This is a genomic window from Geobacter sp. 60473 (assembly GCF_036323535.1).
Lineage (GTDB): Bacteria > Desulfobacterota > Desulfuromonadia > Geobacterales > Geobacteraceae > Geobacter > Geobacter sulfurreducens.
The window spans coordinates 3,476,166-3,488,534 of sequence record NZ_AP028967.1; the positions used below are offsets into that span (position 1 = coordinate 3,476,166).

At 63.9% G+C, this 12,369-nt stretch carries 10 protein-coding genes; 6 read left to right on the forward strand and 4 right to left on the reverse strand.

What is annotated here, in order from left to right; translation table 11 throughout:
• Positions 1-4: 4 nt before the first annotated feature.
• The 4 genes from AABA48_RS15840 to AABA48_RS15855 all read right to left on the reverse strand — a co-directional run bounded on the left by AABA48_RS15840 (position 5) and on the right by AABA48_RS15855 (position 3,899).
• The gene (locus tag AABA48_RS15840; RefSeq protein WP_286351249.1) at positions 5-904 is read right to left on the reverse strand and encodes a lysophospholipid acyltransferase family protein; all 900 of its coding nucleotides are present in this window, start codon (positions 902-904) and stop codon (positions 5-7) included.
• Positions 905-995: 91 nt separating this feature from the next.
• The gene (locus AABA48_RS15845) at positions 996-2,372 is read right to left on the reverse strand and encodes a radical SAM protein (RefSeq protein ID WP_286351250.1); all 1,377 of its coding nucleotides are present in this window, start codon (positions 2,370-2,372) and stop codon (positions 996-998) included.
• A 49-nt stretch (positions 2,373-2,421) separates the two neighbouring features.
• Positions 2,422-3,084: a glycosyltransferase family 2 protein gene (locus AABA48_RS15850; protein WP_286351251.1), complete on the reverse strand. Its 663-nt coding sequence runs from the start codon at positions 3,082-3,084 to the stop codon at positions 2,422-2,424.
• A complete protein-coding gene (locus AABA48_RS15855) occupies positions 3,069-3,899 on the reverse strand; it encodes a polysaccharide deacetylase family protein (RefSeq protein ID WP_324309356.1) in 831 nt (276 codons plus the stop codon). Before AABA48_RS15855 ends, AABA48_RS15850 begins: the two co-directional genes overlap by 16 nt.
• 180 nt (positions 3,900-4,079) lie before the next feature.
• Here AABA48_RS15855 and AABA48_RS15860 point away from each other — a divergent pair, with 180 nt between their 5' ends.
• From AABA48_RS15860 to AABA48_RS15885, 6 genes are all read left to right on the forward strand, one after another.
• Complete coding sequence (locus AABA48_RS15860) at positions 4,080-5,543, forward strand: B12-binding domain-containing radical SAM protein (RefSeq protein WP_324309357.1); 1,464 nt, start codon at positions 4,080-4,082, stop codon at positions 5,541-5,543.
• Complete coding sequence (locus AABA48_RS15865) at positions 5,543-6,829, forward strand: B12-binding domain-containing radical SAM protein (RefSeq protein WP_324309358.1); 1,287 nt, start codon at positions 5,543-5,545, stop codon at positions 6,827-6,829. Before AABA48_RS15860 ends, AABA48_RS15865 begins: the two co-directional genes overlap by 1 nt.
• A gap of 60 nt (positions 6,830-6,889) precedes the next feature.
• Entirely contained in the window at positions 6,890-7,867 is a 978-nt protein-coding gene (locus AABA48_RS15870) for a DMT family transporter (protein ID WP_324309359.1), read from the forward strand.
• Between the two features lie 45 nt (positions 7,868-7,912).
• Entirely contained in the window at positions 7,913-8,353 is a 441-nt protein-coding gene (locus AABA48_RS15875) for a DUF2721 domain-containing protein (RefSeq protein WP_286351256.1), read from the forward strand.
• Positions 8,354-9,194: 841 nt separating this feature from the next.
• Positions 9,195-11,687: a PAS domain S-box protein gene (locus AABA48_RS15880; RefSeq protein ID WP_338270712.1), complete on the forward strand. Its 2,493-nt coding sequence runs from the start codon at positions 9,195-9,197 to the stop codon at positions 11,685-11,687.
• Positions 11,688-12,335 carry a response regulator transcription factor gene (locus AABA48_RS15885; RefSeq protein ID WP_286351258.1) on the forward strand — a complete coding sequence of 216 codons (648 nt, stop codon included), beginning with the start codon at positions 11,688-11,690 and terminating at the stop codon, positions 12,333-12,335.
• Positions 12,336-12,369 lie beyond the last annotated feature (34 nt).

Consider the following 12,369-nt stretch of genomic DNA (forward strand, 5'->3'; position numbering starts at 1 on the left):
GCGGTTATCCCTTCACGGTTTCGTTGTGTTCATCATTCCAGAAGTCGAAAAAATTGTACCACTGGTCGGGGTAGCTGCGGATGTACCGCTCGAAGACCCCGAGCACCTGCTCCATCCCCCGGCGGATTGCCTCGGCGTTACGGCCGCGCCCGCCGGCGAACCGGATCGGCTCTTCCATGATGGTGGCGTAGTTGCTCCCCTCCAGGGGGACGAACACCGGCATGACCGGCGCGCCGGTGGCCAGGGCCAGGTAGCCGGCCCCCACCGGGATGGGGGTCGGCCGGCCGAAGAACTCCAGTTCCATGGTCTGGGACGAGCCGTCCCGGTCCACCAGGAGCGCCACCACCTCGTTGCGGCGCAGGGCGTTGACCGCCTCCACGGCAGCCAGGGGGGAGGTGTCGTGCCGGTCCACGTAGATGAAGCGGACGCCCCGCTCCTCCCGGACCCGCTCCCGCAGGTCATTTACCCGCTCGTCGGGCTCCCGGAAGGTCATGACGTTGAGCCGGTAGCCCCGCTCGGCCAGCCCCAGCCCCCCCAGTTCCCAGTTGCCCAGGTGGGGCGAAACGATGATGGCACCGTTCCCCTCCGCCAGGACCCGATCCAGGATACCGTGCCCCTCCTGCCGGCCGATGAGGGCAAAGAGCCGCTCGCCCCGGCGGCGCATCATGAGCATGATGTCGGTCCAGTTGCGGGAGCACTTGTAGTAGGTGGAGAGCACCAGCCGCTCCACGTTGCGCCTGCCGGTCACGGCCCTCAGGTTCGCACGCACCCCTCGCCGGGGCCCGGGAATGGCCAGGTAGAGGATCAGCCCCGTCAGAAAGGCGAAGGGCGCATGGACCGCCCGGGGGACCAGCAGGGTGAACAGGTTGATAAGGAACAGGTTTATCCGGTTGTGCAGCGGCACGTGTCAGCTCGTCATGCCGGAGTTCCGGCGTCTGTGAAGTTTCACCCGAATCCGTGGCTCTCCGGCTCCACGGATTCAGATTCCAGATGCATCAGCGGGTTACGCCCCTGGGGCGCTTCCCCTGCCCGGCGCCGAACTCCTGCTCCCAGGCAGGGTCGGCGAACTCGGCGTAACGCCGGGCGTAGTCGTCCATGTTGTCCGCCAGGCCGGTGAAGATGGCGTCGGCCCCCTCGTGGGTGGGATAGGCCCCGGCGCTTTGGAAAAGCTCGCGCCCCACGTCGGGGTGGTCGATGAGCATGCAGGGGCGGAGCAGGTTGTCGTGCTCGCCCTGCACCTGGCGGATTTTTCGGAACAGCGGCGACCGCAGGGCTTCCCGCAGGGTGGTGCGGCGGATGTTGTCCACGGCAAAGTGGCAGAAGACGCACGGCTCGATGTCGCCGTTGGCGTTGATGTGGAAGTACTTCCGCCCCCCGGCGATGCAGCCGCTGATGATGGGTCCGTCGTTCCAGAAGTCCACGAAGAGCATCGGCTTGGCGGCCCGGAAATCGACGATCCGGCGCCGCAGGGCGTCCCGCTGCTCCGGTGTCGCCATCAGTTCCAGATCGGGCTCCCGTCCCACCGGCACGTAGGTGAAGAGCCAGAGGGCGAAGACCCCCTTCGCCACCAGCATGTCGATGTACTCGTCGCTGGTGATGATGTCGGTATTCCGGCTGGTCTGGGTGAAGGAGCCGCAGAACGAGAGCCCCGCCTCCCGCAGCAGGTCCATGGCCCGCATGACCTTGCGGAAATGGCCGGGGCCGCGCCGTTCGTCGGTTTCCTGCTCGTACCCCTCCAGGGAGAAGGCGGGCATCACGTTCCCCACCTCCACCAGTTTCCGTACCATGGCCTCGTCGATGAGCCCGCCGTGGGTGAAGACGAGGAAGGCCATGTCCGAGTGCTTTTTGAAGATCTCGAAGATGTCTTCTTTAAAGAACGGCTCACCGCCGGAAATGACGGCGAAGTAAACCCCCATCTCCTTCATCTGGGTGAGGATCGAATCGATCTCGTCGTTGGTCAGCTCCAGGGCCTTGGCGTAATCGCCCGCGTAGCAGCCGTAACAGGAGAGGTTGCACTTCATGGTGGTGCTGATGACCACGGTGGAGGGGGGATAGTACCCCTCCCGCTCCTGCCACGCCTTCCGCGTGTTGGTGCCGGAGAGGAGGTGGTTCACCGCCAGGTTCGTGATCCACTTCTCCCGCTGGTTGGGGTGGATCTCCCGCAGGATACGGCGGGGAAACTCGATGGAAGGGTGGTTCTCCTGGATGAGCCTCCGGATCCAGCGGATCCGTTCCTTGTAGTATTCCTTTTTCGGGATCAGCTCCATCAGGTGGGTCATCCGCGCCAGGTTCTCGTTGGAGGCGTTGGTGGCCATGGAGAGAAGGAGGGAGACGATCTTTTCGGTTGTATAGTTTTTCAGGCTCTGGAGCATCAATCTGTGACCTCGTTGTGATTCCCGGCAAAAGGGCCCCTGCGCAGCCTTACATGTGGCGCAGGAACGTCATGCAGATATTCCAGGTGTCCCGCACCGGCCGGAAATGGCTCGTGGCGCGTCCGTCCGCCACCCGGGCGGCCACGGGGAGCGAATCGATGGTGAATCCACCTCGCCATGCCTTCATGAGGATTTCCATCTCCAGGTGGTAGCCGCTCGCCTCCAGGGAGACCCCTTTCAAGAGCCGGGCGGAGTACCAGCGGAACCCGGACTGGCTGTCGGTGATGGTGAAGCCGGTCCGCTTCCTCATGCACCAGACGCCGAAGCGGTTCCAGACGGAGCGAAGCCCCGCCATCTCCCGGAACTGGGTATCGCGGGAGGCGATGAGGATGTCGACGTTGCGCTCCCGGGCCGCGGTCGCCAGAAACGGGATGGCCGTGGGATCGTGCTGGCCGTCGGCGTCCAGGGTCACCACGCCGGAGCATCCGTGCGCGAGGGCCCACTCGAAGCCGGTCCGCAGGGCCGCTCCCTTGCCGCGGTTGCCGTCGTGGCGCAGCAGGTGTACCCCCAGCCCCTCCACCGCGGCGGAGGTCCCGTCGGTTGAGCCGTCGTCAACCACGAGGCATGGCATCCCCAGGCCGAGGACTTCCCGGACCACGGCCGGCAGGGTCCGGGCCGCGTTGTAGGCTGGTATGATTATACAGTATCCCAACGGTCAACCAACTGATCGAGTGTAGTGAATGCGAATCGTTCCAGCAGGGCGTCGAGTCGCGGTGTCGCATCGCTGCGCGGTCCGTAGGCCACGAAGGATCGCAGGGGCGGCAGCGCCAGCCGCGGGCCCTCCGGGTCAACCTCCCGGGGATGAACGTACAGCACTGCCGGCATGCCGCGCCGGTTCAATCCCGCCATGGTGGCCCCGATCAGCCCCAGCGGGAAGAACCGGAAGCCCCACCCGCCGCCCGTCGGCAGGTTGCCCAGGGGGGTCCGCGTCACCAGGGGCGGCACCTCCACCAGGTGCCCCGCCGGGGTGTCGATCCTGAACGGACCGCGCGGACCGCGCCGGTCTCCCAAGAAGGGGAGCGGCGAGAGACTGGAATCGTACCGGTATCCCTCTTCCCGCAGGATGGGAAAGGCCCAGGGGGTCCGCCGGCGGCAGAGGGACCACTGGGGTGCCCGGAATCCCACGGGGCGCCGGCCGGTCTGCCGTTCCAGAAGGTCACCGGTCCGCCGCAACTCCGTCCGGAACTCTTCGGGGGAGAGCCCGGTCACGAGCCGGTGGGACCAGCCGTGCGAAGCGATCTCATGGCCCGCTTCGGCGATTGACGGCGCCAGGCCCGGATGCCGTTGGGCCACGGAGCCGAGCAAAAAGAAGGTGGCCCGGCAGCCGCGCTCGGCCAGCAGTGCCAGCAGCCGTCCGACGGCGGGGACGACCCGCTCCGTGTCAGGACTGACGACCGGCTCGCCGGGGAGTCCGCAGACATGGTACCAGTCCTCCACGTCGATGGTCAGGGCATTCAGAACGGGCATCACCGAGAAAAAAAGGGGGATGGCATCTCCCCCTCTGCTTTCAAGAATAGCGAAAGTATAATACTCTCGCCTAACTTTAGTCAATACGCAGGGAATCAGCTTTAACGAAACATATTACCCTTGACCCCCGCCGCCCTTTTCGGAAACAATACCCCGTTACTTCACCTTGGCGAGATTCAGATGAACATTCTCCTGCTCCGCCCCCATCCCGGCAACGACCGGTTCGGCCTCGGTCCCTTCTTTCGGGTCGAGCCCCTGGGGCTCGAATACATCGGCGCGGCGCTTCGCGTCAACGGCCACACCGTTACCGCGGCAGATCTTCGCTTCCGCCCCGGTGCCGCAACCTGGGTCGGGCGCACCCGGCCCCGTCTCGTGGGAATATCCTGCCTCCACGCCCTGGAGTACGAGCGGGTGGTTGAAACGGCCCGTGAGGTCAGGCGGGCAAGCCCCGATGCCTTCATCTTCGTGGGGGGACATGCGGCCGCCGCCTTTCCCGCTCCTCTGGAGTGCGATGCGGTGGACGCCATCTGCCGCGACGACGGGGAGGAGATCGTGCCCCTGGTTGCCGCCGCCCTGGCGAAGGGCGGGCGCCTCGACGAGGTGCCGGGGCTCCGGCTGCGCGAACCCGACGGCTGGCGCGACACCCCCTGCCTCGACCGCCAGACCTGCCTCGACCTCGTGCCGCTCCCGGCCCGGGACCTGGTGGACCGGCACCGCTCCGGCTACCACTGCCTTCTGTTCAAGCCGGTCTGGCTCGTGGAGACGGCCCGGGGCTGCCCCCACCGCTGCTCCTTCTGCTCCGTCTGGCAGCTCTACGGCCGTTCCTGCCGCGAGCGGAGCATCGCCGCAGTGGTGGAGGATTTCGCCACGGCCGGGGATTCGATCTTCGTGGCCGACGACCTCTTCTGGCACAATCCGGCCCGGAGCCTGGAGCTGGCCGAGGCGCTGAAAAAGCGCGGGGTTTTCAAACGCTGGATTCTCGTCCAGACCCGCACCGACCTCATCTGCCGGAGCGCCGACCTCATGGCCGCCTGGCGCCCGCTGGCCAAGGATTTCGACATCTTTCTGGGGCTGGAGGCTGCCACGGACAAGGGTCTCGCCGGGATCACCAAAGATTCCGGCGTGGCCGAGAGCGTGGAGGCGGTCCGCCTTGCCCGCGAACTGCGCTACGGCATCAACGGCAATTTCCTCATCGATCCTGATTGGGGTGAGGACGATTTCCGCGACCTCTGGGACTTTGTGGCCCGCTACGGCCTCCAGCGGGCCGGGTTCACCATTCTCACGCCCCTGCCCGGCACCGATTTCTTCCGGGACGTGGCCCCGCGCATTGCCTGCCAGCCCTGGTCCAACTTCGACATGCACCACCTCCTGTGGGAACCCCGGGTGGGCGCCCCGCGTTTCTTCGAGCTCTATGCCGAGACCTGGCGCCGCTCCATCCTCAATACCTCGGGAGACAAGAGCCTGATGGACTGGATGAAGCAGGTCCGCCCCTCCCAGATCCCCTACATCGCCCGGGTCCTCTGGCGGACCCAGCGGATGATGAAGCCCGAGGCCTATCTCAGGGAGTACGAGGCGACCCGGCCCCGGACAACGGAGCCCCTGGTGGATTTCAGCGCCGGGGCGTGCTGCGGGGGAGCCGCCTGATGTCCCGTTCCCCCCGGCTGCTGCTGATCTACCCGGCGACCCACAAGCTCGGTTGGGCGCGCTATTTCCAGCTTCCCTCCCATTCGCTCCAGATGGTGGCCGCGGCCACGCCCCGCCACTGGGAGGTGATCCTGGCCGACGAGGTCCATGACGAAGTCCCCTTCGACGGTGCCTTCGACCTGGTGGGGATCACGGCCATGACCCACCAGGCGACGCGGGCCTACGAGATTGCCGACCGGTTCCGGGCGCGGGGAGTCCCCGTAGTGATGGGGGGAATTCACCCCACGGTCCTGCCCGAGGAGGCCCTGCTCCATGCCGACGCGGTGGTGGTGGGGGAGGCCGAGCCGGTCTGGGCGCACCTCCTCGACGACCTCCTGGCCGGGTGCCTCAAGTCGGTCTACCGGGCGCCGGTCCCCACGGACGAAATCCTCTCCGCCCCCTGGCCCCGCCGCGAGATCCTGGCCGGCCGCCGCTACCTCACCACCCAGACGGTCCAGGCGAGCCGGGGCTGCCCCTACGACTGCTCCTTCTGCACCGTCACTCCCTACTTCGGCCGCACCTTCCGCTACCGCGATCCCGACGACATCCTGGCAGAGATTCGCTCCTTCAGACGCAAGCTCGTGGTCTTTCTCGACGACAACCTCCTGGGCGATCCGGCCAAGGCCCGGCCCATCCTGCGGGGGCTGGCCGAGATGAACGTCCGCTGGGGCTCCCAGACCAATCTCCGTTTTGCCGAGGACCCGGAGCTCCTGAAGCTCGTGGCGGACTCGGGGTGCATCGGCCTCTTCGTGGGGATCGAGTCGGTGACCGGATCCCACGCCAACATGGCCAAGTCCGGCACCCGTTACTCCCAGACCGATCTCATGAAGCGGGTCCGCGACGCGGGCATCATCCTGGAAACCTCCATCATCTTCGGTTTCGACGACCACGACGAGAGCGTCTTCGAGACCACGCTCCGCTTCCTGGAGGAGTGCTCCCCCAGCGTCCCCACCTTCCACATCCTCACCCCCTACCCCGGCACGGCACTGTTCCGCCAGTTCCAGGAGGAGGGGCGGCTCCTGACCACCGACTGGTCCCGTTACGATCACTCCACCGTGGTCTTCCGGCCCCGTCTCATGTCTCCCGAACGGCTCCACCGGGGCTGGCTGGAGGCACGCCGTGAGGCCTACTCCTGGCGGGCCATCGCCACCCGCGTCATGCGCAATCCGGGGCGCCGCCTGACGAATCTCGCCTACAACATGCTGCGCAAGGGACCAAACGACCTGCTGGAGGATGGGGCGCCGTAGGGTACCGTTCTCCACCCGATCCGATGCGTACCCTGCCGGCATGAGGATGGAACGTCTGCCATGACCCGTTTGATTGTCTTCGGAATACTTGCGGCATTTTTCTTCAGCAGCACGTTCGTGCTCAACCGGGCCATGAGCTTGGAGGGAGGGCACTGGGCATGGACCGCGAGCCTGCGCTACGGATACATGCTGCTTCTGCTCTGCACCTGGTTGCTGCTGAAAGGACGACGGGGGGTACTGATTGCTGCATGGGACGCCTTTCGCCGGAATTGGCTGTTCTGGACCACGGCGGGAAGTGTCGGCTTCGGGGCGTTTTACGCCCTGATCTCCTTCAGCGCGTCGTTCGCTCCCGGCTGGGTGGTGGCAACCACTTGGCAGATTACCATCCTCGCGACACCGGTGGTGCTCCTGCTGTTCGGCCGCCGGGTGCCGGCCAGGGGGGTGTTGTTCACTGCCATGATTTTTCTCGGTATTGTGCTGGTTACCCTTGAGCAGGCAACCGCCGCTCCGCTGGGCGACATCCTGCGGGGGATAGTGCCGGTTGTGGCCGCGGCATTCGCCTATCCCCTGGGCAACCAGATGGTGTGGGAGGCCCGCCGTGGAACATCTTCTCTGCTGCCGGCCATAACGGACCCGGTCGTCGACGACAGCTTCGGGAGGGTACTGCTCATGGTGCTCGGCTCGATCCCCTTCTGGGTCGTGCTGCTCATCGTGGCAGCACCCCCGCCCCCCTCGCCCGGTCAGTTGGTCAACACGGCCCTGGTGGCCGTGTTTTCCGGCGTCATTGCCACGAGCCTGTTTCTTCATGCCCGGCATTGCGCGTCAACTACCTACGAACTTGCCGCCATTGATGCGACCCAATCGACCGAGGTTATTTTTTCGCTTCTTGGGGAGATCGTCTTTCTCCATGGCGCACTGCCGGGCTCGTCGGGCACCGCGGGGCTGGTGCTGGTCGTCGGCGGGCTCATGCTGTATGTCCGGGCCCAGACCGCGGTCCCGCTTAAAGAAATGGTTCACAGCCGGGCAGAGAAAGGGTAATAATGATCACGGGTGAAATTCATCCCCGGGGGAGACGCCGGCATAATGCAGCCAGAGCCCGTCATTTCGAACATTGCCCATGTCATCCAGATGTCTGTCGCGCCGGTTTTTCTCCTCACCGGTGTCGGCGCGATTCTGTCCGTGCTCATCAATCGGCTGGGCCGCATCGTTGACCGTGCCCGCGTCATCGAGCAGCACCTTGCCGATGTCGCCAGCGATGGCAGGGCCTTGGCCAGGCTTGAGCTGACAACGCTCGGGCGCCGCATGCGGCTGATCAACTGGGCCATCAGTTCGTGCACGATAAGTGCGCTCTTCGTGTGCGTGGTCATAGCCCTGCTTTTTGTGGGTGCGTTCCTCCACGTCAATGTGTCGGACGTTGCCGCCCTGCTGTTCGTGTTTGCCATGCTCGCACTGATCGGAGGCTTGCTGGGCTTTCTCCGGGAGATCTACCTGGCGATCGCCACTGCACGCCTGGGGATGCGCTGACGCTGCCGATCCCGGGCCGAGCGCGATGACTGTACACAATCCGCTCCACGACGAGATATTCCGCCACCACCTCCACAATCTATTCAGCACCGCAGGCACGTGCCGGATTCCTGTGGGCAGCCCTGCCGGCTACCGCCTCCCTTTCGGTGCCGCAAATTGCCGAAGTTCCATCGTGAGGGCTGCGCCAGGTATAACCCTGCCGTCTCCCGCGGATGGCGCACTGGCTCGGGGACTCCAGGTCCCGAGACAGACGATACTCCGGACAGTCTTCCTCCACGCGTGTTTCTGCCACCAGGTTCAGGGGCTCTGTCCTGACAGCGCCGGCAGCCTCCCTCACTGTCGCCTCTGCGGTAACTGTTACGGTTGGTGTTGAGTACCCTCTCATCTCGTCGGCCTCCAGTCCGTGACCCCTCACCGGCGTGGCAAAAGAGAAGATGTTCCGCGCATCATGAATGACACATCCAGCGGCTAAACCCTGCTGCTGGCAGCGGGCATGACGGCAGGCCGGTCACAGTCGCCCGGTTGTGCGATGGACCTGTCATGGAGCTTTGCGCGGCATATCAAGTTTCAGTTCCAGGGAGAATTTACGGGTAGTCAAACTTTCCCGACAGACGGACTGATTTGTTATTTTCTATTCTGCCGAAGTTGTGCACTTAATCGTGGCGGAATTACATGTCAAAGATCAAGTCCTCTGCTAGTGTTTGATTGCGGGTGATGTTCGTTCGTGAGCTTGTGGGAATGCGGCGATTTGCTTACGGTATTAATAGACTTAGCTGAGTTCAAGGGAACAGTCGAACCTCGGGCTCGAAGTGTCTGATCTGTATTTGCAGGAGTTTCGGAAGTGATCCATCGGCACCTTCAACATTCGCCGTTTCCCGTTCTGCTGGTAGAACCGCAGGGACGCATTGTGCAAGCCAGTCCGGCAAGTCTCGAATTCCTGGGTAGAGGATCGCGGCACTCCGCCCCCAGCGCTCTGGCCGACATCATGCATGCGGAACAGTGCGAGGCCGTGCTTCGCGCCGGAGCCGCCTTGACCGACACCGGGTTTTGGGAAGGAGAATGTTCTTTGATCGGGCGGGATGGGCAGCCCGTGCGGGCGTTCCTCCGGGTGGCCAGGGCTGGTGATGACCGCCTGGTGATGTACCTTCGGGACTCCGCCGGGCGCAGTCGCTCCGAAGAGTTGCTGCGCATCCGTTTGCAGTTGTCGGAACGTGCCCGGTGCGAAAGCCTCGACGAGTTACTTCGGTCAGCCCTGGATGCCGCTGAACGGCTGACCGACAGCAGTATCGGTTACCTCCATGTTGTTGCCCCGGACCGGGAGCAGGCTTCCCTGCAGGCGTGGTCGAGCAATACCCTGGCCACCATGTGCCGGGTGAGAGGCGAAAAAGAGCACCATCCGACCAGACGGGCCGGGATCTGGGGTGATTGCTGTCGCGAACGTACTGCCATGATCCATAACGATTACGCCGGGCTTCCACATAAAAAGGAACTGCCCGAGGGACACCCCCCCATTGTGCGGGTGATGGGTGTGCCGATCATTCATGGCGACAAGGTGCTCGCCATTATCGGCGTGGGCAACAAGGCGACGGAGTACATCCGTGAAGATGCGGATGCGCTGCATGAGCTCGCCTCGATGATCATGGACCTGGTGGAGCGCAAGCAGGCTGAAGCGCAGTTGCTCGCAAGCGAAAAGCGCTTCAGGACGGTCTTTGAGCAGGCGGCGGTCGGGGTGGCCCTGGTTGATCCGCTGACGGGCCGGTTCGTCAGGGTTAATGCGAAATACGGCGACATCGTCGGTTACTCTCCCGAGGCAATGCTGACGATGGGGTTCCAGGAGCTCACCCACCCCGATGATGTGGCGGTCGATCTGGAGTGCATCTCCCGGCTTTTGAGGGGAGAGGTCCGGACTTTCACGAGAGAGAAGCGGTACCTGCACCGGAATGGCTGCAACGTGTGGGTCAGGCTGACCGTCTCTCCCCTGTGGGCGGAGGGCGAGGAGCCGAGCTTCAATATCGCCATCGTGGAAGACATAACCGCCCGCAAGGCGGCGGAGGCGGCCCTCCGGGAGGCGAAGGAACAACTGGAGCTTCGCGTCAGGGAAAGGACCGCGGACCTGGAGCAGGCCAACCGGGCCTTGCAGGAGGAGGTGGCTGCACGCAGTCAGGCCGAGAAATCTCTTCGTGCAAGCGAGTCAAGGTTCAGGCGTCTCGTCCAGATGGCGCCGCTGCCACTGTGCTTCGCGGATGCGAGCGGCACCTTGCGGTACGTAAACGACCGGTTCACGCGGCTGTTCGGCTATGCGCCGGAAGACATCCCGACGCAGGAGGAGTGGTGGAGTCGGGTTTGCACCGATGGGCGCTGCCGAGGGGAGACGGCCGATGCCTGGCAGGCGTCCGTGCAAAGAGGCCCGAACGGTGCGGGTGATATCGAACCCGCTGAATTCCGGGTCGCGTGCAAGAACGGTGATATTCGTCTGGTGGAAGTTTCCGGGATAACGATTGAGGGCACGGTCCTGGCGACATTCATCGATATCACCGAGCGCCGGTTGGCGGAGGATGAGCTTCATCGCCACAGGGAACTGCTCGAGGAGCTGGTTCACCAGCGGACTGCGGAACTGAAACTGCGGAACATGGAGCTGGCCTCTGAGATTGCCGAACGCCGGCGGGCCGAGGCAGCCCTCCGCTGCTACACCCGGCGTCTCACCGAGATGGAAGAGGACCTGAGGAAGAAACTCGCCGCCGAACTGCACGACGAGATTGGGAGGGATCTGACCGCCCTCAATCTCAACTTTTCCGTTATCGGCAACCGTCTCGTGCAGGGCCCGGACGGGTGCCTCAAGGCGAGGATCGAAGACACGGAACGGCTTATCGAAGACATAAGCCGCACGGTCCGGGGCCTAACTGCCAAGCTGCGGCCGCCCGTGCTGGACGACTACGGTCTGCCGGCAGCGCTACGCTGGCATGCTGATCTTTTTTCACGGCGGACCGGGATTGAGGTGACGGTACGGGTGGCCGACAGCGTTCCCCGGATGCCGGCGGAAAAGGAAATAGCGCTCTTTCGTATCGTTCAGGAGGCCCTCACGAATTGTTCGAAACATGCAAACGCAGGGAACGTGAAGGTCTCCCTGGATCACGGCGATGGGCGGGTGCGGCTTTCGGTTGTGGACGACGGTATTGGATTTGCACTTGAAAGTGCCTCGCCGACACCGGCGGGAAGCGGCTGGGGGCTGACAATCATGCGCGAGCGGGCTGAACTGATCGGCGGGACGTTCCGGCTGAATACCGCGCCGGGCAAAGGTACGGTACTGACTGTTGAAATTGACGAGGGTTCGTAGATGGTGATCAAGGTTCTCATTGCCGATGACCATGCCGTCGTAAGGGACGGACTGACCATGATTCTCGAATCCCAGAGCGACATTGCCGTGATCGGTCAGGCCGGCGACGGGCGCGAGGCGATAGCGATGGCCGGGTCGCTTAAGCCCAACGTGGTGGTTATGGACATTACCATGCCGGAACTGAACGGCATCGAAGCCGCCCGCCTGATTGCCAGAGAGCAGCCGGCGACAAAAATCGTCATTCTTTCCATGCACGACACCCTTGAGCACGTCTACCGCGCGCTCCAGGCCGGCGCGCGGGGGTATCTCCTGAAGGAATCGGCAGGTGCCGAGGTCACCGATGCAGTGCGAACGGTCATGCGGGGGCACCGCTATTTCGGCAGAGGGAGTCGGCTGCCGTCCGACATGCACCGCTCCGCCTGCGCCGATCTCCCGAAAAGTCCCCTCGACAGCCTGAGCCAGCGGGAGCGGGAGGTCCTGCAGTTGGTGGTTGAAGGGAAGAAAAGCTCTGAAATTGCGCAAATCCTTTCCCTTTCACCCAAAAGCATCGAAACCTACCGCAGCAGGCTCATGATTAAGCTCGGTATCACCAATATCCCTTCCCTGGTCAAATTTGCCCTTCTACATGGCGTTACCCCCGCAAAATAGCCTTTTCGCTGTTTGAGTCAAACATTCCCGACAG